Genomic DNA, 24,000 nt, shown 5'->3' on the forward strand with positions numbered 1-24,000 from the left:
GGAAAGACGATGATGCTCCCCAAGACGATCCTCGCGCTTGCTCTGGCCGCGGTCCCCGCGGCGACCCTGGCGCAAGCGGGATCGGCGCCGCTGCCGGTGCCCTTTCCGAACAGCCCACCGAGCGCGCCGCAGGCTGGCGGCCCGGCGGGTGCGACCAACCCGCAGCAGCAGGGCGAGCTTGTCGTCGATGTCGTCGGCGGCGTGTCCGCACCGCTCGGCATCGCGATTCCCGTGATGCCGACGTCCGAGGCGGTCAGCACGCCCGCCGGCCGCACCGACGAGCTCGGCCGGCAATTGTCGCAGATCGTCACCACCGATTTGCGCAATTCGGGGCTGTTCAAGCCGCTCGGCGGCGACGCGCTGCATCCGATCGCCTATCCCGAAGTCACCGCGCCGACCTTCGATTATTGGGGCCCGGCCGGCGCCTCCGCGCTGGTCCAGGGCTTCGTCCGTGCCAATGGCGACGGCACGCTGACGGTCGGCTGCTACCTCTACGACGTCTCGTCGCGCGCCGAGATCGCGCGGCAGGGCTTCGTCGTGCCGCCGAGCGAATGGCGTCGCGCCGGGCACAAATGCGCCGACATGGTCTATTCGAAGCTGACCGGCGAAGGCCCCTATTTCGACAGCCGCGTCGTCTACATTTCGGAGACCGGCCCCAAGGGCAAGCGTATCAAGCGGCTCGCGATCATGGACCAGGACGGCGGCAATCACCGCTTCCTGACCAACGGTCAGGCGATCTCGCTGACCCCGCGCTTCTCGCCCGACCAGCGCTCGATCGTCTATATGAGCTATCTCAAGGATCGCCCGGCGATCTACGTCTATGACCTCGCAAGCGGATCGTCGCGGCTGCTCGTGTCGAGCGCGAACCTGACCTTCGCGCCGCGCATCTCGCCCGATGGCCGCTGGGTGCTGTTCTCGATGGCGGTCGGCGGCAATACCGACATCTACCGGGTCGCTTTCTCGGGCGGCAGCCCGCAGCGGCTGACCGACTCGCCCGGGATCGACACGGGCGCGACCTATTCGCCCGATGGCGGACGGATCGTGTTCGAGAGCGATCGCTCGGGCACGCAGCAGCTCTATGTGATGAACGCCGACGGATCGTCGCAGCAGCGCATCAGCTTCGGCAGCGGGCGCTATGCGACCCCGGTGTGGAGCCCGCGCGGCAATCTCATCGCCTATACCAAGATCGGCGGATCGTTCCGCATCGGCGTGATGAGCCCGGCGGGCGGCAACGAGCAGTTGCTCACCGACGGCGCACAGGACGAAGGCCCGAGCTGGTCGCCCAACGGCCGCGTCATCATGTTCTTCCGCTCGGGCATGGGCGGCGGCGGGCGCGCCGATCTGTGGTCGGTCGATCTCACCGGCGTCAATGTCCGGCGGGTTCCGACGGTGCTCGATGGATCCGATCCTGCCTGGGGACCGTTACGCCCCTGACACTTTGCGAAGTGTTTGACTCTTCGGTCGTGCCGGGCAAAGCCAAGGGCTTGATCTGGCACGGGTTCGAAACGACCTTTTACCTCTGGGAGAAGCCGCCATGGCGAAACTGACCACGACGCTGCTGATTGCCACTGCCCTGCTCGCGACCTCCGCGTGCAGCAAGAAGCGCCCTGCCGAGCTGCCGCCGGCACCAGGCCCGGTGACCGACCAGAACGGCTCGGGCGGACAGGGCGCCATCGTTCCCGGCTCGCGCGCCGATTTCGAGCGTTCGGTGACGAGCAACACCGTCAATTTCGCGCTCGACAGCTACAGCCTCGATGACCGCGCGCGGTCGATCCTCGACAGCCAGGCGACGTGGCTGGCGCGCTATGCCAACGTGCCGGTGAGCCTCGAAGGCCATGCCGACGAACGCGGCACGCGCGAATACAATCTCGCGCTCGGTGATCGTCGCGCGCTGTCGGCGAAGAACTATCTGGCGGCACGCGGTGTCGCGCCGGGGCGGATCTCGACGATCAGCTACGGCAAGGAACGCCCGATCGCTTTGGGTTCGGACGAAGCCAGCTGGGCGCAGAACCGTCGCGCGGTGACGATCGTTCTGAACTAACGGATCCGTCACCTTGGGCTTGTCCCGGGGTCCACTGGGATGCACGCCCTACGCCCGTAGAATGTGTGGCACGGTGGACCCCGGCACGGGGCCGGGGTGACGAAGATTGGATTCAGGGGCGACGCTGGCTTTGCTGGCGTCGCCCTTCCTATGTCTGCTCACCCTCACCCTCACCCTCACCCTCACCCTCACCCTCACCCTCACCCTTCCGTCGCTGCGCTCCTTCCTCCCTCTCCCTGAGGGAGAGGGATTTCAGTTGCCGCCTGTCAAAATCCGATATAAATGTGATATCATATTAACGGGAGGCATTGATGGTCGAGTCGCCGACACGCAACACCGCGCTGACGCTGTCGCACGAGCGCAGCGCGGCCACCTCGAGCGGGTATTTGATGCTGCTCGCGATGCTCGTGGCGCTCGCTTTCGGGCTGTTCGGGGCGAGCTTGCTGCAGGACGATCCGGCGCTTGGCGGCACGGTCATCGCCGTGGCGAGCCTGGCCTTCGCCTTCATCGCCTGCGGTTTCTACATGCAGCAGCCCAACCAGGCGACCGCGATCACGCTGTTCGGGGCGTATAAGGGCACCGATCGCAACACCGGCCTGCGCTGGCTGCTCCCGTGGCTCGCGCGCAAAAAGGTGTCGCTGCGCGCGAACAACATGATTTCCGAGCGGCTGAAGGTCAACGACCTGCGCGGCAACCCGATCGAGATCGCAGCCCAAGTCGTGTGGCGCGTCACGGACACCGCGCAGGCGCTGTTCGACATCGACGATTACAAGGCGTTCGTGATCGTCCAGATCGAGGCCGCAGTGCGCACGATCGGCGCGCGCTATCCCTATGACGATTTCGAGCATCAGGAAGTGACGCTGCGCGGCAATCACGATCAGGTCGCGACCGAGCTGCGCGCCGAGCTGATCGCGCGCCTCGCGACCGCGGGGATCACCGTCGACGAATGCGGCTTCACGCACCTCGCTTATGCCTCCGAAATCGCCGGCGCGATGCTGCGGCGCCAACAGGCGCAAGCAGTGGTCGCCGCGCGGAAAACGCTGGTCGAGGGCGCGGTCGGGATGGTCGAGATGGCGCTCGCCTTGCTGAGCGAGAAGAACGTCGTCGAACTCGATGACGAGCGCCGCGCCGCGATGGTCTCGAACCTGATGGTCGTGCTGTGCGGCGAGCGCGACACGCAGCCGGTCGTCAATGCCGGCTCGCTCTACCAGTAACGGGCAGGACGGTGGCGGCTCCTCCCAAGAAAGCGTTCGCGCTGCGCCTCGATCCCGCACTCTACGCGGCGGTCGAGCGGATCGCGGCTGCCGATCTGCGGAGCGTCAACGCCCAATTCGAATGCCTGCTGCGCGAGGCGCTCGCGAAGCGGGGCGTGAAGCTCGAAGCACCCAATCCGCCCCGGCGCGGGCGGCCACCCAAGGAGGACGACAATGCGGACGACGACGCGTGACGCGATCGACCATAGTCTCGGCGAAGCGGACTATTGGTTCGTGCCCAAGATGTTCGGCATCGGCGTAAAGCCGGCGACATGGCAGGGCTGGGCGATAACGATCGGCTTCGCAGCGGTGCTGATCGCCGACATCCGCCTGGTGCACGAGCGGATCGCGCAGGTCGGGATCGGTATTGCGCTGGTCGTGATGTTCACCGCGATCGCGGTGCGCAAGACCAGGGGCGGCGTGCGCTGGCGCTGGGGAACGCGCGACTAAGCGCGCGCCTCCACCGGCGTTCTGGACTCGTCAGCCGAGCGCCTGGTCGAGCAGTTTCGCCAGGCGCAGCCCGCCACGCTCGACCTCGAGCCGCGCGATCGGCACGTCCTTCTCGATCGTCGCCTCGTCCATCGTGACGTGCGCAGGCGTCGGCGCGCACGGATCGGCCATGACGCTCGCATAGGTCACGTCGTGCGCGACCTGCCAGCTTTCGCGGCTCCAGTCGGTGACGTCGCCCGCGGCGATCTTCGCGCGCACGGCGGCGGGGTAGCGCCGCACGATCGGCGGCCCGCTGGTGATCGCGCGCTCGGCGAGATAGCCATCCCAGATGCTGTGCAGGTTCAGCCGCGCGGTGCCGTAGCCGCCATAGCTGGCGAGCACCTTGTTGCCGCCCTGGTCGTCCTTCTCGCCGGCATGCAACGGCTGATGGAGATCGCCGACGAAGTGGACCAGGAAGGCCAGCGCCTGCACCCGGTCGTGCAGCGGGGCGCGCTTGTTCTTGAGCAGCGCGACGTCCTTGGTGATCTGCGCCGAGACGCAATTGCCGTCCTTGCACGCCGCGACCAGGTCGAACGGGTGGCAGATGTTCACATCCTGATAGTGCCAGCTATAGGCATAGCCGAAGCGCGCCTTGCCGTCGGGGCCCTTGAGCGGCTTGATGCAATCGGCCCACACCGCGGCATCGGAGATGTTCGAGGCCTTGCATTCGGGCGTGCCGAGCAGCTCCGAATGCGCGAGCAGCGCGCGGATCGCGGCGCGTGTCTTGGGGCGGACATTGGCATCGGCGATCTGCGCGATCGTCTGATGGCCATATTCCCAATAGGCCGACGCGGGCGCGGCGGTCGCCGCGGCGAGCAGGGTGGCGGCAACGGCAAGGCCGGGGCGAACGCGACGGAGACTGGTCATGGCCTCCGGCCTTAGCGACGTTGCTCTTCCCGCGAAAGCGGGACTCTAAAGCCCGGTGCCGAAAGAACACGTTCCGTCGCCTTCACGCCCGATCTTCGCGCCTTCGCGCCTTCGCGCCTTCGCGCCTTCGCGCCTTCGCGCCTTCGCGGCTTCGCGTGAGAAAAAGAAGGGGTGCTCACGCGAAGGCGCGAAGGCGCGAAAGCAACCACCTCTGCGTCCTCCGCGCCTCTGCGCGAAAAGAAGATGGGTTCGCGCAGAGGCGCGGAGGACGCGGAGAGAAGAAGGATTTTGGCCTTCGGGCTATTCGTCGCCGAACACCCCGACCTCACGATGTCCCGCGGCGTCGATGCGTGCGCGGTACATGCCCGGTGTCGAGAAGCGCCACAGCGCCTCGCCCTGCGGCCCCGCGACGATGATGCCGCCCGTCCCGCCGAGCGCCGTCACTTCGGCGAGCACCGTCTCGACCGCAGCCTCGAGCGTCTCGCCCGCCAGCCGCACGCGCGCGCAAATCTCATGCGCGACGTTCGCGCGGATGAAGAATTCGCCCGAGCCGGTGCACGACACCGCGCCGGCGCGATCATCGGCGTAGGTGCCAGCCCCGATCAGCGGCGAATCGCCGATCCGGCCCCAGCGCTTGCCCGTCACGCCGCCGGTCGAAGTGGCGGCGGCGACATGGCCGTGCACGTCGCACGCCACCGCGCCGACCGTGCCATATTTCATGTCGACGTCGAACGCCCCGCCGCCTTCGAGCATCTCGTCGAGCTGCGCGCGCCGCTCGGGCAGCACCAGCCAGTCCTGCGTCGCGGGCTCGCAGCCTTGCTCGACTGAAAACGCATCTGCGCCAGCACCGCTCAGCAGCACGTGCGGGCTGTCTGCCATCACCGCGCGTGCGAGGCTGACCGGATGCCGCGTCGCGGTCACCCCCGCCACCGCGCCGGCATTCCGGTCGCGCCCGTCCATGATCGCGGCATCGAGTTCAGCGACGCCCGCATGCGTCAGCGCCGCGCCGCGCCCCGAATTGAAGTGCGGATCATCCTCGAGCACGCGCACCGCTGCCTCGACCGCGTCGAGCGCCGCGCCGTCCGCCGCCAGCACCGCCGCGCCCGCTTCGAGCGCGCGCCCGAGTGCGGCGCGTGCGCCCTCGGCCTGCGCCGGGGTGACGGTGTCGGGCGTCATCTGCCCCGCGCCGCCATGGAGTACCAAGGTCCAGGTCATCACGCCTCTTTCGTCTGGGGGAAGGGCCGCAGCCCGATCAGCGGACGCAGCCAGCCGATCTCGCGGCCGATCGCGTAAAACAGCCAGCATCCGACCAGCGTCGTCACCACGAGCACGCCGAACTCGACAAAGCGCGGCAGGCCGAACGGCAGCAGCGCGCCTTCGACCCCGACGATGATCGTCTGGTGGATGATGTAGAAGGGGAACACCGCCTCGGTCAGCACGCGGCGCCACGGCAAGTCGCGGTTGAGATAGCTGTCGGCGAACCCGATCAGCGCGACGATCATGCTCCAGCCCTGCACCGCGCGCGCGCTCGCGAACAGGATCCCCCACGGCCAGGCCGGCGTCGTGCTGTTGGGCCAGCGCAGCTCGGTCGCCGCGACGATCGTGTAGCAGGCGATCCCGACTGCGAGCGCCCAGGGCCACAGCCGCCGCATCGTCGCCAGCGCCGGCGAGGATCCGGCAAGCGCGAAGCCGAATAGGAAAGCGGGGAGATATTGCACATGGCTCACCGAATCGCCGACCAGATCGTTGCTCGGCCCGATCCCGGGGAACAGCCAGGCGCTGACCAGCACCAGCCAGGCCGCCGGGAGCAGCCACACCAGCCACCCGCCGAACAGCCGGTCGAAGCCGCGCTGCAGGCTGCGCTGCCCCATCACCGCGACGAGCAATGTGAGCACCATCGTGTAGATCCACAGATAGCCGACGAACCACAGATGCTGCCAGGTCGGCAGCGCGAGCCCGTTGACGACACGGAAGCTGAAATAATCGTGGAGCAGGAAATAGCCGAAGTCATGGCGGTAGCCGCGCTGCGTGATAAGCTCGACCCACGGCTGCAGCGGCACGACGACGATCACGCCGAACAGCAACGGGATGATCAGCCGCCACGTACGGTTGACCGCGAAATGCCCCGTGGCGGGTCCGCGCACCAGCAGCGCGCGGCTGGCATAGCCCGACACGACGAACAGCAGCAGCAGCCGCCAGCTGTTGACCGCGAGCATCGGGATCGCGACCCACGCCAGCGGCTGCGCGGTCTTGGCGTGGTATCCCCATGGTACGAACACCATGCCGATATGATAGAGGATCAGCAGCGCGAACGCGCCGATGCGCAACCAGTCCAGACCATAATGGCGTTCCATCGCGTGGCCCTAATGCGATGTGCGCGGCTGAGCAAACTCTAGCGGTTTCGGAAGCTGCGGATCGTCGCTATATGGGCGCGACCAACCAGAGGAAGTTTTCCATGTCCCTCCGCCCGTGGCGCGACATCAACCGTCGTCAGAGCCGCCAGATCATGGTCGGCAACGTGCCGGTCGGCGGCGACGCGCCCGTCACCGTCCAGACGATGACCAACACGCCGACCGACGACGTCAAGGCGACGATCGACCAGATCCGCCGCTGCGAGGATGCCGGCGTCGACATCATCCGCGTGTCGTGCCCCGACGTGGAGAGCACCGCGGCATTGAAGCAGATCGTCCGCGCGAGCCGCGTTCCGATCGTCGCCGATATCCACTTCCACTATAAGCGCGCGCTCGAAGCCGCCGATGCCGGTGCTGCGTGCCTGCGCATCAACCCGGGCAATATCGGCTCGGCGAGCCGCGTGAAGGAAGTGATCGACGCCGCCAAGTCGAACGGCTGCGCGATCCGCATCGGCGTCAACGGCGGGAGCCTCGAAAAGCATCTGCTCGAGAAATATGGCGAGCCGTGCCCCGATGCGCTGGTCGAATCGGCGATGGATCACATCAAGATTCTGCAGGATCACGACTTCCACGAGTTCAAGGTCGCGGTGAAGGCGTCGGACTTCTTCCTCGCGGTGGCGGCCTATCAGCAGCTCGCCGAACTGGTCGATTGCCCGCTGCATCTCGGCATCACCGAGGCGGGCGGGTTTGTCGGCGGTACCGTCAAGTCGTCGATCGGGATCGGCTCGCTGCTGTGGTACGGCATCGGCGACACGATCCGCGTCTCGCTCTCGGCGGAGCCCGAGGACGAGGTCCGCGTCGGCTTCGAGATCCTGAAGGCCCTCGGCATCCGCAACCGCGGCGTGCGCGTCGTGTCGTGCCCGTCATGTGCGCGCCAGGGCTTCGACGTGATCCGCACCGTCCAGGCGCTCGAGGAACGGCTGCAGCACATCCGCACGCCGATGTCGCTGTCGGTGCTCGGCTGCGTCGTCAACGGCCCCGGCGAAGCACGAGAGACCGATATCGGCCTGACCGGCGGCGGCAACGGCAAGCATATGGTGTATCTGTCGGGCGTGACCGATCACACGGTGAATTCCGAGGACATGCTCGAGCATATCGTCAAGCTGGTCGAGGAAAAGGCGGCGTCGATCGAGGCGCATGATGCGGCGGTGGCGGCAGCGGCTCCGGTGGCGGTGGCAGCGGAATAGGTCTTGTGGTATGTGTCAGGTCTCGGGAGGCCTGACATGACCTATCATGCCAAAGTGATCGCTGGCGGCAAGATCGTCATACCCGCGGAATTGCGTCGCGAACTCGGGATTGCGGACGGTGACTCGCTGGTGCTCGCCAAGAGCATTGATGGGGGAATATCGCTGAAAACCTACGGGCAGGTGGTCCGGGAGGCGCAGCAGGCGTTCCGCGCGATGACCGGTGACGACTATTCCGTGGATCAGTTCTTGCGCGAGCGTGCGAGCGACTGGCGCGAGGAGTGAGCGTCGTTCTCGACGCATCGGCGCTCCTCGCGGTACTGTTGGATGAGCCGGGTGCGGAGATGGTGATCTCGGTCATGCGAGGGAGCGCGCTGTCGGCGGTGAACGCGTCGGAGACGTTCCAGCGTGCGGCAGACAAGGGCCACCAGACGCAGCGCGTTCTCGCATTGCTGCAGGGCCTCGAGATCGAAGTCGCTCCTTTTACGATGGATCATGCGATCGCTGCGGCCGATCTGCGCCCCGCTACCAAGGCGGCGGGCCTTTCGCTCGGCGATCGCGCCTGTCTGGCGCTTGCCGCCGAGCGGCGCGCGACCGTCTACACCGGAGACCGTCGACTGGCTGGCGTCGATATCGGTCTCGAACTTCGTCTGATTCGCTGAACATGCTTGTGCCAACTACGAAGAAGGTGGGCGCCGCTCTCGCTTTCTCGGTCGCCGCCGCCGGCATCGCGACCTATTCGGCGATGGACGTGCTGATGAAAGGCCTCAGCATCACCAGCGGCGCCTATTCGGCGGTGCTGTGGCGGTCGCTCGTCGGGGTGGCGTTGCTCGGCACGATCTTCGTGCTGCGGCGGCGGCCGTTTCCGGGGCGGGCGGCGCTCCGGCTGCATGTCTTGCGCGGGGGCACCGCGGGTTTCTCGGTCTTGCTGTTCTTCTGGGGGCTGGTGCGCGTGCCGATGGCGCAGGGGGTGGCGCTGACCTTTCTCGCGCCGCTGATCGCGCTCTATTTCGCCGCCGCTCTGCTCGGCGAGACGATCCGGCGTGCGGCGATCTTCGGGTCGATCGTCGCGAGCCTCGGTGTGTTGATCATCGCCGCGGGCGAGGTGCAGGGGCATGCCTCGACGAGCCACGTGCTCGGCTCGCTCGCGATCTTTGCCGCGTCGATCTTCTATGCCTACAGCCTGATCCTGCTGCGCCAGCAGGCGCAGGTCGCCGATCCGCTCGAGGTCGCCTTGTTCACCAGCGTCGTGCTGAGCGGCTTGCTGCTGCTCGGCGCGCCGTGGTTCGCCGGGCTGCCGACCACCGCGCAGCTCCCGTCGATCGGGGCTGCGGCGGTGCTGGGGTCGATCTCGGCGATGGCGCTCGCCTGGGCGTACAGCCATGCCGAGGCGCAAGTGCTCGCGCCGGTCGAATATACCGCGTTCGTCTGGGCGTCGCTGTTCGGCTGGTGGGTTTTCCATGAGGTCGTCTCGCTCTACACCGCGCTCGGCGCGGCGCTGATCATCCTGGGATGCGTCCTCGCCGTGCGCGGCCATGCCGCACCCGCTCCACAAACCGAGGCCGCCGCATGATCGAGATCCGTACCGCCACCCCAGCCGACGTCGCGCTGATCCTGCATCTCGTCCGCGAGCTCGCCGAGTTCGAGCGCGCCGCCGACAAGGTCGTCGCGACCGAGCCGTTGCTCCACGACGCGCTCTTCGGGCCGCATCCGGCCGCCGAGGCGGTGATCGCCGAGCTCGACGGAAAGCCCGTCGGGATGGCGCTGTTCTTCCACAATTTCTCGACCTGGACCGGTTGGCGCGGGCTGTATCTCGAGGATCTCTACGTCACGCCCGAGGCACGCGGCGCGGGCGTCGGCAAGGCGTTGCTACAGCATCTTGCCAAACTCGCGGTCGAGCGCGGCTGCACGCGCTTCGAATGGTCGGTGCTCGACTGGAACGAGAAGGCGATCGCTTTCTACCGTTCGATGGGCGCCGCGCCGATGGAGGAGTGGACCGTCTACCGCGTCACCGGCGACGCGCTCGCCAAGCTGGCGGGGCAGGGCTGATGGCGGTCGATTCGGGCCTGCTCGCCTGGATCGAGGAAGCGCTCGCACCGATCGGCACGGTGACCAAGCGCGCGATGATGGGTGGGGCGACGCTCTATCTCGACGGCACGATCTTCGCGATCGCCTTCGAGGACGGGCTGTGGATCAAGGCGGATGCGGCGAGCGATGCGGTGTGGGACGAGGCCGGGTGCCCGCGTTTCACCTACACGATGGGCGAGGGGCGCGAAGGCTCGATGAACTATCGCCGCGCGCCTGATGATGTGTACGATGACGCCGATGCGCTGCGCGAATGGGCCAGCCTTGGCGTGGCGGCAGGCATGCGCGCGCCGATTAAGAAGAAGCGGACTTAACATGCTTCCACCCCTCCCCTTCAGGGGAGGGGCAGGGGGTGGGGGGTGTCTCACCGAGACCGGCGCCCGTGACGGCCCCACCCCAACCCCTCCCCTGAAGGGGAGGGGCTCAAGCGGCTCAGTCTTCCTGCGCGACCAGGCCCGGTGCGGGATCGCCCGCAGCCTTGGCGGCGTCGTAGCGCGCGATCGCCTCGATCACGACCTTGCGCGCTTCGTCGCGGTCGCCCCACTTGCCGACGCGGACCCACTTCTTCTTTTCGAGGTCCTTATAGTGCGTAAAGAAATGCTCGATCTGCTCGAACACGATCTCGGGCATGTCGCCGCGCTCGTTGACGTTCGAATAGTAAGGGAAGGTCGAATCGACGGGCACGCAGACGAGCTTCTCGTCGCCGCCGGCTTCGTCCTCGAGGTTCAACACCGCGATCGGACGCGCACGCACGACGCAGCCCGGGATGAAGGGCGAACGCGCGACGACGAGCGCGTCGAGCGGATCGCCATCGGGCGACAGCGTGTGCGGCACGAAGCCGTAATTCGCCGGGTAGCGCATCGGCGTGTGCAGGATGCGGTCGACGAACAGCGCGCCCGACGCCTTGTCGAACTCATACTTGACCGGCTCGCCGCCGGTCGGGACTTCGATGATCACGTTGAGGTCGTCCGGCGGGCCCTTGCCGACCGGGATCATGTCGATACGCATAGTAAGTCCTTAACTACACTGGATAATATAGAATCGAATCGGCCTTAACGCGGTGTCAGCAAACGGTCCAGCCCACCCTCTCCACTGCCGATCTTCTGGAGGTGCGGATAGCGCAGACCACCGTGATAGTCGATGCTGACCGGGCTGATCTGGTCGTTGCTTTTGACCAGTAGAACGATTGGCGTCTTGCGCGTCTTGGCGGCGGTGACCGCACCCTTCAGCGCGCTGTCGGAGAAAGCGGTGCCGTCGATCGCGACGATGCTGTCGCCGATCGTCAGCCCGGCCTTATATGCGGGCGAGTCCCAGCCGACGCCGGTGAGCTTGCCGTCCTTGTCGACCGTCAGGCCGAGCGAGAAGGTGAGGTTGGTGTTCTTGCGCGCCGCCTCGGCGTTCTTGAAGGCGAGCGTCGGCTCCTCGGTGTAGATCAGCTTGTAGCCGTTCGCCTCGAAGCCCTTCAGCGGAGCAGGCGCGCCGGTCTCGGTCAGCCGCTTGGTCAGCAGACCGGCCCAGTCATAGGGCTGGATCGTGTTGAGCGTCTTCACCACGTCGTCGAACGTGTAGGTGACCTCGCCATAATCGCCGTCGTCGAGGCCGAAGAAAGCGCGGCCGAAATCGTCGATCGATTTCTTGCCACCCGATTGCTGGCGCAGGATCGAATCGACCTCCATCCACACCAGCAGGCCTTCGTTGTAATAATCCTCCGAGCGCTGGTAGCTCGTCCAGCCCTTGGGGCGGCGCTGCGAGATCGTCGGGTCGTTGGTCGTGTCTACCATGTCGCGCCAGTTGCGCGCCGGACGGTTGTCGAGCTCGGCCATGATCGCGGCATAACCGTCGAGCGTGTCCTGCTTCGAAACGATCCCCGAGCGTGCCTGCAGCACATAGCCCCAGAACTGCGTCTGGCCTTCATAGACCCAGAGCAGGCTGCCGCGCATCGGCATGCGGAAATCGGGGGTCCACAGGTCGGCACCACGACGGAACTTGCCGTCCCAGCTGTGATTATATTCGTGCGGCAGCAGGTTGCGCGAACCCGGGCCGTCCTTCCACTTGGTGAAATAGCCGGGCTTCACGCCGTCCTCGGACGAGCGGTGGTGCTCTAGCCCGATCCCGCCCATCACGTCGGAGATCGACAGCAGGAACTCGTAGGTGTCGTAATGCTGCGCGCCGTAGAGCTTGACCGCCTGGTCGACGAGCCGCTTGTGCGCGTCGATCTGCTCGGGGGTCGCGACGAGCTCGGCGGCGTTATCCGCATAGACGTCTAGATTGACGCGCGGCGAGAGCGGCCACTGCTTGTAATAACGCCCGGCGAGGACGGGCGAATCGACCAGCACTTCGTAATTGGTGAGCTGATAGGCGTAGGTCGAACCGTTCGCCTTCGACGGCAGACCCGACGAGGCGGTGAAGCCGGTCGGGTACTTCACCACCGCCTTGACCGGGATCTGCCGCGTGAAATAGCCCGCCGGATACAGGCTCATCGAATTCCACTGCAGTCGCAGCATGTTCGGGGACATTACCACCGAGCCCTGGTCGGGTGCGGTCGCCGAGAGGAACTGCAAATCGATGTCGAGGCTCTTCGCGCCCGCCGGCACGTCGATGTGGAAGGCATAGACGTCGACCGGATCGCGTGTCCACGCGACTTCCTTGCCGCCGGCGCGGATGTGCAGGCCGGCGAGCTTGTCGAGCTGGCCGGTCGGCGAATGGTTGCCCGGCAGCCATTTCGGGAAGAGCAGCACCATGTGCCCCGCGCTCACGCCGCTGATCGTCTCGCGCGTGGTGAAGATGCCGCGCGTCGTGTCGGTCGCGTCGATGTCGAGGCTGATCGTGCCGGGGAACGGGGTGTCGCGCGCGGCCGGGATCGTGTCGACGATCGGCACCGGCTGCGGCTTGGAATTTTCGGCCAGCACCGGCGATGCGGTGGTGGCGAGCAACAGGGCGGTGAACGCGACGCGACGGATCATGCAGGGGAGCTTTCTTGGGAAGAGCGGCTGTGGTGGTGGTTTAAGCGGGTGATTCGCTCCGCGTCCACCCCTTCGCCGCGGGATTGCGCTACGATCCGCTGCTGCTGCCGAGCACGTTGATCGTAAAGGCGAGCACGCCGATGTTGAACACGAACGCCGCGAGACACTGGCCGAGCGACACGCGCCGCATCCGGCGCGACGAGATTTCGACGTCGGAGGTCTGGAAGGTCATGCCGAGCGTGAAGCTGAAATAGAGGAAGTCCCAATAATCGGGCTCGGCGCATTTCGGGAAATCGAGCCCGCCCGAATCCTGCCCGTCATCGTCGCAATCCGAATAGAAGAGATGCGCGTAATGCAGCGCATAGACGGTGTTCGAAAACAGCCAGGCCAGCACCAGCGTCACGATCACCAGCACGGTGGCGGCGATATCGGTCTTGCCCTGCAATTCCTTGGCGACCGAGGTGAGGATGACGAGCATCGTCACCCCGGTGAGCACGAGCAGCCCGACGCGGTTGGCGTCATTGTCCTCGGCCGACTTGCGCATCCGGTCGGCCTCGCCGTGCCCGAGCAGCGTCGAGACGGCGAGCAGGAACACCGCGGCGGCGACGTCGAACGCCGCCATCGCGCCGCGCCCCCAGCCGAGCGGGGGGATCGCCACGAACAGGCCGCCCGCGAACAGGATCGCGAACAGGATGAAGCGGGGCGGGGCGACTTTCTTGCCGAGGTTCAGGCTCATGGACGCGTGCTACCGCGCTTTTGCGCACCGCGAAATGCTCGCGAAAACATAACGTTTCTGTCACATATGGAGCGCGCGGTTCGCCATCACCCCGGCGATGAACAGCAGATACACGCCGAACACGCGCTTGAGCGGCTCGGCCGGCAGCGCATGCGCGGCGGCGACGCCGAGCGGCGCGGTGAGGATCGACATCGAGGTGATGACGACCGCGCCGAGCACGTTGACATAGCCGAGCGAGCCGACCGGCAGGCCGGGCTTGCCGAGCCCGATCAGGATCCAGCCGATCGTGCCGGGTACGGCGATGATGAAGCCGAACCCGGAGGCTGTGGCGATCGCCTTGTGGATCGTGCGCCCGCACAGCGTCATCACGATCACCGCGACCGTCCCGCCGCCGATTCCGAGCAGCGAGGAGAAGAGGCCGAGCCCGCCGGCGATCGCCGCGCGCGGCAGGCCGGTCGGCATCGTGTCGCTGACCTGGCGCCGCGCGAGCTTCGGCACGAGGAAGTTGATCGACATCAGCACGATTCCGCCCGCGAAGATGAAGGTCAGCGTCTGCCCGGTCATGCGCTGTGCCAGCAGCACGCCGATCCCGACGCCGAGGATGATCCACGGCGCCCAGGTCTTGAGGATCTCGAAATCGACCGCGCCGCGCTTGTGGTGGCTGAGCGTCGAGCGGAGCGCGGTGACGACGATCGTCGCGAACGACGTGCCGATCGCGACATGCGTATATTCGCCCTTCGCGCCGCCGAGTAGCGGCAGCAGCGCGATCATCGCGGGTACGACGACGAAGCCGCCGCCGATCCCGAACAGTCCGGCGGCAAAGCCCGCGAACAATCCGGCGGCGAGCATGGCGATGATGACGGGAGCCCAGGCGAGGACGAGGCTCATACACTTGCACTCAAGAGGAAAACGGACATGGAAGACAGACGCATGGCGACCTTTCCGAAACGAGCCGGTGAGATCCTGCAGATGCTGAAAAGGGAACTGTAACCGCCCCCGTTGCGCCCATGCTGCGGTGCGGGAGCCGGACGTGTCAAGCGGCTCGCACCTCCCCTTCCTGGAAGGGAGGGGCTGGGGGTAGGTCCGCCCGCGGAGAGGTCGACGCCCGCCCTAGGCCGACCCACCCCCGACCCCTCCCTTCCAGGGAGGGGAGGAAGAGGGGCAGTCCTTCCGTTTCAGGGAGGGCAGGGCCCACGCACAACCATCTGGCGCTTGCCCCAACGCTCGCATAGAGAACGCAGCCTTATGGCCCGTATAGAAACCCCAAAACGCATCCGCGGCACGCAGGACATCTTCGGCGAGGAGCAGCGCCGCTTTGCACACATCGTCGAGACGTTCGAGCGCGTCCGCCGGCTCTATTGTTTCCAGCGCGTCGATATCCCCGTGTTCGAGAGCACGGCCGTGTTCGCACGCTCGCTCGGCGAGACGACCGACGTCGTGTCGAAGGAGATGTACACCTTCGAGGATCGCGGCGGCGATTCGCTGACGCTGCGCCCCGAATTCACCGCGGGCATCGCGCGCGCCTATCTGACCGAGGGCTGGCAGCAATATGCGCCGCTCAAGATCGCGACGCACGGCCCGGTGTTTCGCTACGAGCGCCCGCAAAAGGGGCGCTTCCGCCAGTTCCACCAGATCGACGCCGAGGTGATCGGCGCGGGCGAGCCGGCGGCGGACGTCGAACTGCTCGTGCTGGCCGACCAGTTGCTCCACGAACTCGGCATCGCCGATGGCGTGACGCTGCAGCTCAACACGCTCGGCGACGCCGAGACGCGCGACGCGTGGCGCGCGGCTTTGGTCGCGCATTTCGAGGCGCACCGTGACGTGCTGAGCGAGGACAGCCTCGCGCGGCTCGACAAGAACCCGCTCCGCATCCTCGATTCGAAGGACCCGCGCGATCGGCCGGTGGCCGATAGCGCGCCCGACATCGACGCCTATCTGACGCCCGAGGCGCGCGCCTTCTTCGACGCGGTGACGGCGGGGCTCGATGCGGCGGGCGTGGCGTGGACGCGCAACGCGCGGCTGGTGCGTGGGCTGGATTACTACCGCCACACCGCGTTCGAGTTCGTCACCGATCGGCTCGGTTCGCAGGGTACCGTGCTGGCAGGCGGGCGCTATGATGGCCTCATCGGGAGCCTCGGTGGCCCCGAGACGCCGGGCGTCGGGTGGGCGGCTGGGATCGAGCGGTTGGCGATGCTGCTGGAAGAGCCTGCGGTCGAGACGCCGGACGTTGTCGTTGTCGCTGAAGCTGACGAGTTTGAACTTGCCGCTTTCAAAATGACCGCGGAATTGCGCCGAGCTGGATATTCGTCGGCGTCAGTGGTGACCGGTAGCCCCAAGAAGCGTTACGATAAGGCTCTGAAGATGAATCCGGCATGGACCGTGGTACTCTCGCGGAAAGACGGCGAAGCCAGCCTTGTCGAACGCGGCCATAGAGGCGTGTTCAATTCTGAGAGCTTCAGAACTATCCTTGATCCCATTTACAACGCCATAGCATGACCTCGATCTCCCCCGAACGCATCCTGCAGATCGAGGCCCGGCGCGACGAGCTGTCGGCGCTGATGGCGTCGGGCGACCTCCCGTCCGACCGCTTCGTCCAGGTCTCGAAGGACTATGCCGAGCTCGAACCGATCGCGCGCGCGGCGGGCGAGGTGCGGCGGCTCCGCGCCGAACTCGACGTGCTCGCCGCGATGGAGGAGGAGAGCGACCCCGAGATCAAGCTGATGGCGCGCGAGGAGATCGCGACGATCCGCGACACGCTCCCCGATGCCGAGCGTGCGCTCGCGCTCTCGCTGCTGCCGCGCGACGCCGCCGATGAGCGCGCTGCGATGCTCGAAATCCGCGCCGGCACCGGGGGCGACGAGGCGGCGCTGTTCGCGGCCGACCTGTTCCGCATGTACCAGCGCTATGCCGAAGCGCAGGGATGGCGGGTCGAGCTGATCTCCGCCTCCAGCTCCGAAAGCGGCGGCTTCAAGGAAGCGATCGCCTCGGTCGAAGGCAAGGGCGTGTTCGCCAAATTGAAGTTCGAAAGCGGCGTCCACCGCGTCCAGCGCGTGCCGGCGACCGAGGCGCAGGGGCGCATCCACACCTCGGCGGCAACCGTCGCGGTGCTGCCCGAGGCCGAGGAGGTCGACGTCAAGATCGACGACAAGGATCTGCGGATCGACGTCTACCGCTCGTCAGGGCCGGGCGGGCAGTCGGTCAACACCACCGATTCGGCGGTGCGGATCGTCCATATCCCGACCGGCCTCACCGTCATCCAGCAGGACGAGAAGTCGCAGCACAAGAACCGGGCCAAGGCGATGCGCGTGCTGCGCACGCGGCTGTACGAGGCCGAGCGCGACCGGTTGCATCAGGAGCGCGCGGGTGCGCGCAAATCGATGGTCGGGTCGGGGGATCGCTCGGAGCGGATTCGGACGTACAATTTCCCGCAGGGGCGGGTGACGGATCACCGCATCAACCTGACGCTGCACCGGTTGCCCGAGATTTTGCAGGGCGAGATGGATGAGCTGGTCGGCGCATTGATCGCGCAGGATGAGGCCGAGCGGCTGGCCGCCCTCGATGGCTGAGAAGGACGAAAAGCCCCTCCCCTTCAGGGGAGGGGTTGGGGTGGGGAAGTGCGGCACGCCAGCGCTCTGCGAGGCCTCCCCCACCCCCAACCCCTCCCCTGAAGGGGAGGGGAGGATTCGGTTGGCGCTCGCCGCCGCCACGACTTTTCTTGCCAGCGTCAGCGAAACGCCCCGCCTCGACGCCGAGCTCCTGATGGCGCACGCGCTCGGCATCGCGCGCGAGCAACTCCTGCTCAACCGCCTCGACTCCGCGACGCCGCACAGCTTCGGCCCGCTGCTCGCGCGTCGCCTCGCGCACGAGCCGATCGCCTATATCACCGGCGCCCGCGCCTTCTGGACGATCGAACTCGCGGTCGGCCCCGGCGTGCTCGTGCCGCGCGCTGATAGCGAGACGCTGCTCGACGCCGCCCTCGCGCATTTCGGCAAGGGCGCGCCGCGCCGCATCCTCGACCTCGGCACCGGCCCGGGCACGCTGTTGCTCGCCGCGCTCGACCAATGGCCGGGCGCGACCGGGCTCGGCATCGACGCTTCGCCAGACGCGCTCGCTTATGCGAGGCGCAACGCCGCCACGCTCGGCCTTGCCGATCGCGTGGAATTCCAAGCCGGCGACTGGGCGACCGGGCTAGACGGCCGCTTCGACCTGATCCTCGCCAACCCGCCCTATATCGGCACAGACGAGCCGCTCCCCGCCGAAGTCCGCGCGCACGAACCCGGCATGGCGCTGTTCGCCGGCGCCGACGGGCTCGACGACTATCGCCGCATCGCGCCGCAGCTGCCCGCGCTACTCGCGCCCGGCGGCGCCGCGATCCTCGAGATCGGATCAACCCAGGCGCCCGCCGTCACCGCGTTGCTCGTGGCCGAGGGGTTCGCGGTCGCGCTGCGCCACGATCTCGGCGGCAATCCGCGCGCGCTGGTCGCCACTCACAGCGCGACCATCGCGGTGACGGGCCGCGAGACCAATGCCTGAAAGTGGCCCGCCTTCATGGTTGGCTATTTGTTTAAGGTAGAATACAAAGATCGGCAGCGGCCTATTGGGTCGCTATTGCCAGCGGTCCAAGGCGAGCGATGGCGGGTAGGTAGACTGTTTTCCACCAAGAAGGCGTGCCCCTTCCACAAGGGACGCTCGCGCGGTCTACCTACCCGAATCGCTTTTCCACCGAAATAGACTTGGAAACAAGCAAAACTGAAATTGCCGCTCGACGGTCTATAGTGCTCGACCCTTTCGGTGGGGTCAGGGCTATGGCGTTCCGTCGGGTGACCTTGCGGTCGATCACCGCAATATTCTGCTTGGAGATTGCCCTGTGAGGCGCTATTGCACGGCACAGGGGCACGCATTTTCATCATAACCGGTTGAAAATGGGCTGTTGCCCGTCCCCTTGGTCATGCAGTCGCCCCGTCCGGCGACGCTGGCAAGCGCGTATCGCCGATGGTCGGCGGCAGCGCATGGGGGCTTTGCATCCATATTTCTGGAGCGTGACCAGGTTGGTTCCCAAGGACAGGACAACAAGACGTTGATCAATAATCGTCAGGCCGGCCGCCGTCGCGGCCGTGGCGGGCAGCAGCAGCGCTCGTCGGGTGGTGGTGGCAATCCGGGTCGTCAGGACACCGGCAACCGCATCGACAATCGCGCCCGCGGCAATGCCGCGCAGTTGCTCGAGAAATACAAGACGCTCGCGCGCGACGCGCAGATGCAGGGTGACCGCGTCAACGTCGAATATTACCTCCAGTTCGCCGATCACTATTTCCGCGTGCTCGCCGAAACGCGCGCGCGCTTCGAGGAAAATGGTGGCGCCGTCTCGACCAAGCGGATCCAGGGCGCGACGCTCGACGAGGACGAGCCCGATTACGAGGACGAGGGCGAGCGCGTCATCGAGCAGCCCCGGCAAGACAATCGCCAGGATCAGCCGCGCGGCGACCAGCAGCGCGGCGGCCAGAACGGCTATCGTCAGGATGGGCGTCAGGACGGCAACCGCCAGGATGGCAATCGTCAGGACGGTAACCGCCAGGACGGTAACCGCCAGGACGGCAATCGCGGCTATGCGCAGAACGGCCAGTCGAATCCCGCTGCGGCAAACGGGCAGTCCAATGGGCAGCACGGCAGCGAGCAGCGCGAAGGCGCGCAAGGCTATGAGGATCGTCCGCGCGGTCGCGTGAACGGCAACGGCAACGGCAACGGCAACGGCAACGGCAACGGCGAGGGCGGCTACGACCGTCAGGCCGAGCAGCCCCGTGAAGAGCGCGCCGAGCGCCAGCCGCGTGGCGATCGCTACGAGCGTCCCGACCGCGTGTCGCGCGCGCCCGAGCCCGTCTCCGAAGCGCAGCCCGTCGCCGAGGAACTCCCGCTCGACACCGCCGCACCGGCCGAGCCCGTCGCCGAGGCACCCCGCCGCGGCCGCGGCCGTCCGCGCCGCGAAGTCGCGCCGGTGGTCGAGGCTGCCGTCCTGACCGAGTCCGACGAGCCTGCCTTCGAGGATAACGGCTTCGCCGCCGACCGCCTGCCGCCGTCGCTCAACGTCTCGGCGGTGGTCGAGCCCGAGCTCGGCCATGAAGGCGACGTGGTCGAAAAGCCGCGCCGCCGTCGCGGTCGTCCGCCCGCGAATGCGACCACCACGGTCGAGTGATCCGATCGATCCGTCGTCCGTCACCCCGGCACAGGCCGGGTGACGGCCGGAGGGTCCTTTCGACCCCGTTCGCCGCTTTTCGCGAACGGGGCGAACGGATTGTAACCGCGCTGTTATATCCCTAGCCTATCCCGAAACGACAAACGGGGGCGGCGATATGCGGATCTGGCTGGCGACGACGATGCTGTGGCTCCCCGCGCTCGCCAGCGCGCAGGACGCGCCATCCCCCTCCGCCCCACGCTCGGCGCAAGGCGACGTCGCGGTCACGATCTACAATAACGACCTCGCTTTGATCCAGGACACGCGCCAGCTCGCGCTCCCGCGCGGCCGCAGCCGCCAGGAATTCGCCGACGTCTCCGCCGCGATCCGCCCCGAGACGGTGACGCTGACCACGGCGGGCGCCGGCATCGTCGAGCAGAATTTCGACTACGACCTGCTCTCCCCGCAAAAGCTGATGGACAAAGCGGTCGGGCAGACCGTCACGCTCGTCCGCACCAATCCCGCGACCGGCGCCGAAACGCGTGAGGAAGCGCGCGTTCTCGCCAACAATGGCGGTACGATCGTCCAGATCGGCAGCCGGATCGAAGTGCTCGACCGGATGGGCGGCCGGGTGATCTTCCCGACGCTCCCGCCCAATCTGCGCGCGCGGCCGACCCTGTCGGTCACGCTCGACAGCGAAGCCGCGGGCAGCCGCCCGGCGACGCTCAACTACCTCTCGCGCGGGCTCGGCTGGAAGGCCGATTATGTCGCCTTGTTCGATGAGAAGGTCGGCAAGCTCGACGTCCAGGGGTGGATCACGCTGACCAACACCAGCGGCACCACCTTCACCGCCGCTAAGACGCTGCTCGTCGCGGGCTCGGTCGGGACCGAAGAGCCCGGTCGGCCGCGCTTTTATGGGCGCCCGACCAGCCCGCGTGGCAACCAGCCCGGCACCGAAACCGCCAATCGCGAGCAGCTCGGCGATTTCTACCTCTATCCGCTCGCCGAGCGCACCACGATCGCCGATGCGCAGACCAAGCAGGTCAGCTTCCTCGACGTCGCCGGCACGCCCGCCGCCAAGACCTATTTCTACCGCAACGCCTGGCTCGCGACGCAGAGCGAGGCGAAGAGCGTCGACACCGTGCTCAAATTCAGTTCGTCGCGCGAGGGTGGCCTGGGCGACGCGCTCCCCGCCGGCACCGTGCGCGTCTATATGCGCGATGCGCGCGGCGCGCCGCAATTCATCGGCGAGAGCGCGATCCCGCACACCCCGATGGGTTCGCGGCTCGCGCTCAAGACCGGCGAGGCGTTCGACGTGAAGATCCTGCCGGTGGTCGAGAAGCGCGAGCGAATTTCGGCGGATCGCTGGCGCACGACGATGCGCTACACGCTGACCAATGCGCGCGCGAGCGAAGCGGTCGTCGAAGTCGCGCAGGACGGGCTCGATAGCTGGTGGCACGACACCCGCATCCTGACGGAAAGCCAGCCGAGCGAGCGGATCAATGCCGACGAGGCGGTGTGGCAGGTCCGCGTCCCGGCCAATGGCACGGCGAGCGTGACCGCGACCTTCGACACGCGGTTCTGAGCGGCGTGCGCCACGCGGTGCGATGGCTGCTGGCGCTGCTCGCCGGACTCGTCGCGAGCGGCGCGCCGGCACAGACCGTCTCGCCCGCGCCCGACAAGGTCGCGGTGACGATCTACCGCGCGCCCGATCGCTCGGCCGTGGCGCCGATCGAGCGCGGTTGGCTGCGCGGCTATGCGCTGATCACCGAACAGCGGCGGGTGACGATCCCGGCCGGGCCGAGCACGCTGCGCTTCGAAGGCGTCGCAGCCGGGATCCTGCCCGAAAGCGCGATCGTCACCGGCCTGCCGAACGGCGTGCGCGAGAAGAATCTCGATGCCGCGTTGCTCTCGCCGCGCAGCCTGTACGCCGCCAGTTTCGGCCGCCCCGTCACGATCCGCCGCACCATCGCCAAGCGGATCGTCGAGGAAAGCGCGATCATCCGCTCGGGCCCCGACGGCGCGGCGATCCTCGAGACGCGCGACGGCTTCGTCGCGGTCGATTGTGCGGCGGGCGCGGGGGCGTTGGTCTATGACCGCGTTCCCCCCGGCGTCGCGGCCAAGCCGACCTTGTCGGTCGCGCTCGACTCGCCGAGCGCGACGACCGTCACGATCACGCTGTCGTACCTCGCCTGGGGGTTCGATTGGCAGGCGAATTACGTCGCGACGCTGCGCGACGACGGGCGCAGCGCCGATCTGCTCGCCTGGGTCACGCTCGCCAGCGGCGATTCGACCAGCTTCGCCGATGCCGAGACGATGGTCGTCGCGGGAAAGGTCAAACGCGAGGACCGTGCGCCGTATTCGGGCGGGCGGCAGGGCGCGCCGCTCAGCTTCCAATGCTTTCCGCATCCGATCGAGTCGTTCGTCGGGTACGCACCCCCGCCGCCGCCGCCACCCCCGCCGCCCGCACCCGAAGCGATGGATATCGTCGTCACGGCAATGCAGATGCGCGCGCCGCGGCTGGTGACGCAGGAGGATCTCGGCGACCTCAAGCTCTACCGCGTGCCCGATCGCACGACGGTCGCAGCCCTTGCGCAGAAGCAGGTCGCCTTGCTCGACCGGCACGCCGTCCCGGTCGATATCGTCTATGTCGCAGCGATCGACCGGAGCGGCGTGGCTGGCCCGCCCCAGCTCACGCTGCGCGCGCGCAATCGCCGCGAGACCGGGCTCGGTGTCCCGCTTCCTGCCGGGCGGGTCGCGCTGTTCCAGCCGCGCGGCGCCGCCGCGCTGCTGATCGGCGAAGGCGCGATCGACGACAAGGCGGTCGGCGAACAGGTCGAGGCCAAGCTCGCCACCGCGACGCAGGTCACGCTCGAGACGACAACGCCCAACAGCGGCGCCAATCGCGGCGCGGCATGGGAGGGCGTGGCGCTGACGGTGCGCAACGCCAATCCCCATCCCGTTAGGTTCGAGGCGCAGTTCGACCCGCAGATCGCCCCGCGTGTGTCGAAATCGACGAGCGTATTGGCGCGCACCGACGGGAAACTGGTCTGGGCGGTCGATCTCCCCGCCAACAGCACCCGCACGCTCGGCTATCGCCTCGGCGCTGCGCGCTAGAGATCATACCCGGCGGCTTCCCAAGCGCCGCCAAACGTGGAATTCTCCCACGCCTGAGAGACTCGGCTGACGAGCGCAGACAGGAGAGAGCCAATGACGATCGCGGCAATCCTTCGCACCAAGGGCGGCGAGGTGGTCTCGATCACCGCCGAGCAGACCGTCGGCGACGCGGTCGCGTTGCTCGCCGAGCGCCGTGTCGGTGCGGTCCCGGTGATGGCGGGCGATGCGGTCGTCGGCATCTTTTCCGAACGCGACGTGATCCACGCGATCGCCGCGCATGGCGGCGGCGCGATGACGCGCAGCGTCGCCGACACGATGACCGCGCCGCCGATCACCGTCGCGCCGGGCGAGGCGGTGATCGGCGCGCTCTCGCTGATGACGCGGCGGCGGATCCGGCATCTTCCGGTGGTCGAACAGGCGCGCGTGATCGGCTTCGTGTCGATCGGCGATCTCGTCAAATATCGCATCGACAAGATCGAGGCCGATGCCGAGGCGATGCGCAGCTACATCCAGTCGGCGTGACCGCTCAGGCCGGGATCGGCTGCTTGCGCACCACCGCGATGAGCTCGCGCACCGCGCGGCGCGAGAAGACCAGCAGCCAGCCGACATAGACGACCGCGCCGACCGTCACGAGGATCGCCAATTCGGGCCAGTCGGGCAGCGGCGGGAGCAGCGCGGCGACCAACGT

The 24,000-nt window shown here is 67.3% G+C and carries 26 protein-coding genes (1 of these 26 cut by a window edge); 18 read left to right on the forward strand and 8 right to left on the reverse strand.

The window, feature by feature from the left end; all coding sequences use genetic code 11:
• Window positions 1-9 precede the first annotated feature (9 nt).
• The 5 genes from tolB (at window position 10) to EAH76_RS14405 (ending at window position 3,744) form a co-directional block, all read left to right on the forward strand.
• Window positions 10-1,434 carry a Tol-Pal system beta propeller repeat protein TolB gene (tolB, locus tag EAH76_RS14385; protein ID WP_140850945.1) on the forward strand — a complete coding sequence of 475 codons (1,425 nt, stop codon included), beginning with the start codon at window positions 10-12 and terminating at the stop codon, window positions 1,432-1,434.
• A 100-nt stretch (window positions 1,435-1,534) separates the two neighbouring features.
• Window positions 1,535-2,041 (forward strand): peptidoglycan-associated lipoprotein Pal, encoded by a 507-nt coding sequence (pal, locus tag EAH76_RS14390; RefSeq protein ID WP_140850946.1) that lies wholly within the window; start codon window positions 1,535-1,537, stop codon window positions 2,039-2,041.
• 311 nt (window positions 2,042-2,352) lie between these two features.
• Entirely contained in the window at window positions 2,353-3,255 is a 903-nt protein-coding gene (locus EAH76_RS14395) for an SPFH domain-containing protein (RefSeq protein ID WP_140850947.1), read from the forward strand.
• 11 nt (window positions 3,256-3,266) lie between these two features.
• On the forward strand, window positions 3,267-3,488 hold the full coding sequence (locus EAH76_RS14400) for a toxin-antitoxin system HicB family antitoxin (RefSeq protein ID WP_140850948.1): 222 nt from the start codon (window positions 3,267-3,269) through the stop codon (window positions 3,486-3,488).
• Window positions 3,469-3,744, forward strand: coding sequence for a hypothetical protein (locus EAH76_RS14405; RefSeq protein ID WP_140850949.1), 276 nt, complete (start codon window positions 3,469-3,471; stop codon window positions 3,742-3,744). The genes EAH76_RS14400 and EAH76_RS14405 overlap by 20 nt, the downstream gene beginning before the upstream one ends.
• Window positions 3,745-3,774: 30 nt before the next feature.
• On the opposite strand, the gene EAH76_RS14410 is transcribed toward EAH76_RS14405, so the two are convergent.
• The 3 genes from EAH76_RS14410 to EAH76_RS14425 all read right to left on the reverse strand — a co-directional run bounded on the left by EAH76_RS14410 (window position 3,775) and on the right by EAH76_RS14425 (window position 7,004).
• Window positions 3,775-4,650, reverse strand: a complete 876-nt coding sequence (locus EAH76_RS14410) for a S1/P1 nuclease (RefSeq protein ID WP_140850950.1) — start codon at window positions 4,648-4,650, stop codon at window positions 3,775-3,777.
• 300 nt (window positions 4,651-4,950) lie between these two features.
• On the reverse strand, window positions 4,951-5,865 hold the full coding sequence (locus tag EAH76_RS14420) for an isoaspartyl peptidase/L-asparaginase family protein (RefSeq protein WP_140850951.1): 915 nt from the start codon (window positions 5,863-5,865) through the stop codon (window positions 4,951-4,953).
• A complete protein-coding gene (locus EAH76_RS14425; protein WP_140850952.1) occupies window positions 5,865-7,004 on the reverse strand; it encodes an acyltransferase family protein in 1,140 nt (379 codons plus the stop codon). The genes EAH76_RS14420 and EAH76_RS14425 overlap by 1 nt, the downstream gene beginning before the upstream one ends.
• 101 nt (window positions 7,005-7,105) lie before the next feature.
• Here EAH76_RS14425 and ispG point away from each other — a divergent pair, with 101 nt between their 5' ends.
• Genes ispG through EAH76_RS14455 form a run of 6 tightly spaced genes read left to right on the forward strand, consistent with a single transcriptional unit; the run spans window position 7,106 to window position 10,644 of the window.
• Window positions 7,106-8,248, forward strand: coding sequence for a flavodoxin-dependent (E)-4-hydroxy-3-methylbut-2-enyl-diphosphate synthase (ispG, locus tag EAH76_RS14430; protein WP_140850953.1), 1,143 nt, complete (start codon window positions 7,106-7,108; stop codon window positions 8,246-8,248).
• A 36-nt stretch (window positions 8,249-8,284) separates the two neighbouring features.
• Window positions 8,285-8,530, forward strand: coding sequence for an AbrB/MazE/SpoVT family DNA-binding domain-containing protein (locus EAH76_RS14435; RefSeq protein WP_140850954.1), 246 nt, complete (start codon window positions 8,285-8,287; stop codon window positions 8,528-8,530).
• Window positions 8,527-8,907, forward strand: a complete 381-nt coding sequence (locus tag EAH76_RS14440) for a type II toxin-antitoxin system VapC family toxin (protein WP_161989039.1) — start codon at window positions 8,527-8,529, stop codon at window positions 8,905-8,907. Before EAH76_RS14435 ends, EAH76_RS14440 begins: the two co-directional genes overlap by 4 nt.
• A 2-nt stretch (window positions 8,908-8,909) precedes the next feature.
• Window positions 8,910-9,818 (forward strand): DMT family transporter, encoded by a 909-nt coding sequence (locus tag EAH76_RS14445; RefSeq protein WP_140850956.1) that lies wholly within the window; start codon window positions 8,910-8,912, stop codon window positions 9,816-9,818.
• The gene (locus tag EAH76_RS14450) at window positions 9,815-10,294 is read left to right on the forward strand and encodes a GNAT family N-acetyltransferase (RefSeq protein WP_133191575.1); all 480 of its coding nucleotides are present in this window, start codon (window positions 9,815-9,817) and stop codon (window positions 10,292-10,294) included. Before EAH76_RS14445 ends, EAH76_RS14450 begins: the two co-directional genes overlap by 4 nt.
• Window positions 10,294-10,644, forward strand: a complete 351-nt coding sequence (locus EAH76_RS14455; RefSeq protein ID WP_140850958.1) for a TfoX/Sxy family protein — start codon at window positions 10,294-10,296, stop codon at window positions 10,642-10,644. The genes EAH76_RS14450 and EAH76_RS14455 overlap by 1 nt, the downstream gene beginning before the upstream one ends.
• A gap of 118 nt (window positions 10,645-10,762) precedes the next feature.
• Here the strand turns inward: EAH76_RS14455 and ppa are convergent, their stop codons facing one another.
• From ppa to EAH76_RS14475, 4 genes are all read right to left on the reverse strand, one after another.
• Window positions 10,763-11,338 (reverse strand): inorganic diphosphatase, encoded by a 576-nt coding sequence (gene ppa, locus EAH76_RS14460; RefSeq protein WP_140850959.1) that lies wholly within the window; start codon window positions 11,336-11,338, stop codon window positions 10,763-10,765.
• A 44-nt stretch (window positions 11,339-11,382) separates the two neighbouring features.
• On the reverse strand, window positions 11,383-13,293 hold the full coding sequence (locus tag EAH76_RS14465) for a M61 family metallopeptidase (RefSeq protein ID WP_140850960.1): 1,911 nt from the start codon (window positions 13,291-13,293) through the stop codon (window positions 11,383-11,385).
• Between the two features lie 88 nt (window positions 13,294-13,381).
• Window positions 13,382-14,029: a DUF1345 domain-containing protein gene (locus EAH76_RS14470; RefSeq protein ID WP_140850961.1), complete on the reverse strand. Its 648-nt coding sequence runs from the start codon at window positions 14,027-14,029 to the stop codon at window positions 13,382-13,384.
• Window positions 14,030-14,089: 60 nt separating this feature from the next.
• Complete coding sequence (locus tag EAH76_RS14475) at window positions 14,090-14,917, reverse strand: sulfite exporter TauE/SafE family protein (protein ID WP_140850962.1); 828 nt, start codon at window positions 14,915-14,917, stop codon at window positions 14,090-14,092.
• Between the two features lie 357 nt (window positions 14,918-15,274).
• Here EAH76_RS14475 and hisS point away from each other — a divergent pair, with 357 nt between their 5' ends.
• From hisS to EAH76_RS14515, 7 genes are all read left to right on the forward strand, one after another.
• Window positions 15,275-16,525 carry a histidine--tRNA ligase gene (gene hisS / locus EAH76_RS14485; protein ID WP_140850963.1) on the forward strand — a complete coding sequence of 417 codons (1,251 nt, stop codon included), beginning with the start codon at window positions 15,275-15,277 and terminating at the stop codon, window positions 16,523-16,525.
• Window positions 16,522-17,595 (forward strand): peptide chain release factor 1, encoded by a 1,074-nt coding sequence (prfA, locus tag EAH76_RS14490; protein ID WP_140850964.1) that lies wholly within the window; start codon window positions 16,522-16,524, stop codon window positions 17,593-17,595. The genes hisS and prfA overlap by 4 nt, the downstream gene beginning before the upstream one ends.
• Window positions 17,596-17,710: 115 nt before the next feature.
• Window positions 17,711-18,562, forward strand: a complete 852-nt coding sequence (gene prmC / locus EAH76_RS14495) for a peptide chain release factor N(5)-glutamine methyltransferase (RefSeq protein WP_431357993.1) — start codon at window positions 17,711-17,713, stop codon at window positions 18,560-18,562.
• A 544-nt stretch (window positions 18,563-19,106) separates the two neighbouring features.
• Window positions 19,107-20,216, forward strand: coding sequence for a DUF4167 domain-containing protein (locus EAH76_RS14500; RefSeq protein ID WP_140850966.1), 1,110 nt, complete (start codon window positions 19,107-19,109; stop codon window positions 20,214-20,216).
• Between the two features lie 157 nt (window positions 20,217-20,373).
• A complete protein-coding gene (locus EAH76_RS14505) occupies window positions 20,374-21,780 on the forward strand; it encodes a DUF4139 domain-containing protein (RefSeq protein ID WP_140850967.1) in 1,407 nt (468 codons plus the stop codon).
• Entirely contained in the window at window positions 21,714-23,312 is a 1,599-nt protein-coding gene (locus tag EAH76_RS14510) for a DUF4139 domain-containing protein (protein WP_140850968.1), read from the forward strand. Before EAH76_RS14505 ends, EAH76_RS14510 begins: the two co-directional genes overlap by 67 nt.
• 93 nt (window positions 23,313-23,405) lie before the next feature.
• Window positions 23,406-23,834, forward strand: coding sequence for a CBS domain-containing protein (locus EAH76_RS14515; RefSeq protein ID WP_140850969.1), 429 nt, complete (start codon window positions 23,406-23,408; stop codon window positions 23,832-23,834).
• Window positions 23,835-23,838: 4 nt separating this feature from the next.
• Here the strand turns inward: EAH76_RS14515 and EAH76_RS14520 are convergent, their stop codons facing one another.
• On the reverse strand, window positions 23,839-24,000 hold the 3' portion of the coding sequence (locus EAH76_RS14520; protein ID WP_140850970.1) for a lipopolysaccharide biosynthesis protein. 1,323 nt of this gene lie beyond the right edge of the window; 162 of the gene's 1,485 nt are visible here — the last part of the coding sequence; its start codon lies beyond the right edge, outside the window; the stop codon is at window positions 23,839-23,841.

It is taken from the genome of Sphingomonas glacialis (assembly GCF_006439055.1).
Lineage (GTDB): Bacteria > Pseudomonadota > Alphaproteobacteria > Sphingomonadales > Sphingomonadaceae > Sphingomonas > Sphingomonas glacialis_A.

Excerpts from the sequence above, each read along its gene's own strand:
- EAH76_RS14395 (WP_140850947.1), top strand. The coding sequence starts at position 2,353 with ATGGTCGAGTCGCCGACACGCAACACCGCGCTGACGCTGTCGCACGAG.
- EAH76_RS14505 (WP_140850967.1), top strand. The coding sequence starts at position 20,374 with ATGCGGATCTGGCTGGCGACGACGATGCTGTGGCTCCCCGCGCTCGCC.
- EAH76_RS14515 (WP_140850969.1), top strand. The coding sequence starts at position 23,406 with ATGACGATCGCGGCAATCCTTCGCACCAAGGGCGGCGAGGTGGTCTCG.
- hisS (WP_140850963.1), top strand. The coding sequence starts at position 15,275 with ATGGCCCGTATAGAAACCCCAAAACGCATCCGCGGCACGCAGGACATC.
- EAH76_RS14425 (WP_140850952.1), bottom strand. The coding sequence starts at position 7,004 with ATGGAACGCCATTATGGTCTGGACTGGTTGCGCATCGGCGCGTTCGCG.
- tolB (WP_140850945.1), top strand. The coding sequence starts at position 10 with ATGATGCTCCCCAAGACGATCCTCGCGCTTGCTCTGGCCGCGGTCCCC.
- EAH76_RS14420 (WP_140850951.1), bottom strand. The coding sequence starts at position 5,865 with ATGACCTGGACCTTGGTACTCCATGGCGGCGCGGGGCAGATGACGCCC.
- EAH76_RS14445 (WP_140850956.1), top strand. The coding sequence starts at position 8,910 with ATGCTTGTGCCAACTACGAAGAAGGTGGGCGCCGCTCTCGCTTTCTCG.
- EAH76_RS14405 (WP_140850949.1), top strand. The coding sequence starts at position 3,469 with ATGCGGACGACGACGCGTGACGCGATCGACCATAGTCTCGGCGAAGCG.
- pal (WP_140850946.1), top strand. The coding sequence starts at position 1,535 with ATGGCGAAACTGACCACGACGCTGCTGATTGCCACTGCCCTGCTCGCG.
- ispG (WP_140850953.1), top strand. The coding sequence starts at position 7,106 with ATGTCCCTCCGCCCGTGGCGCGACATCAACCGTCGTCAGAGCCGCCAG.
- EAH76_RS14455 (WP_140850958.1), top strand. The coding sequence starts at position 10,294 with ATGGCGGTCGATTCGGGCCTGCTCGCCTGGATCGAGGAAGCGCTCGCA.
- ppa (WP_140850959.1), bottom strand. The coding sequence starts at position 11,338 with ATGCGTATCGACATGATCCCGGTCGGCAAGGGCCCGCCGGACGACCTC.
- EAH76_RS14435 (WP_140850954.1), top strand. The coding sequence starts at position 8,285 with ATGACCTATCATGCCAAAGTGATCGCTGGCGGCAAGATCGTCATACCC.
- EAH76_RS14450 (WP_133191575.1), top strand. The coding sequence starts at position 9,815 with ATGATCGAGATCCGTACCGCCACCCCAGCCGACGTCGCGCTGATCCTG.
- EAH76_RS14465 (WP_140850960.1), bottom strand. The coding sequence starts at position 13,293 with ATGATCCGTCGCGTCGCGTTCACCGCCCTGTTGCTCGCCACCACCGCA.
- prfA (WP_140850964.1), top strand. The coding sequence starts at position 16,522 with ATGACCTCGATCTCCCCCGAACGCATCCTGCAGATCGAGGCCCGGCGC.
- EAH76_RS14475 (WP_140850962.1), bottom strand. The coding sequence starts at position 14,917 with ATGAGCCTCGTCCTCGCCTGGGCTCCCGTCATCATCGCCATGCTCGCC.
- EAH76_RS14410 (WP_140850950.1), bottom strand. The coding sequence starts at position 4,650 with ATGACCAGTCTCCGTCGCGTTCGCCCCGGCCTTGCCGTTGCCGCCACC.
- EAH76_RS14470 (WP_140850961.1), bottom strand. The coding sequence starts at position 14,029 with ATGAGCCTGAACCTCGGCAAGAAAGTCGCCCCGCCCCGCTTCATCCTG.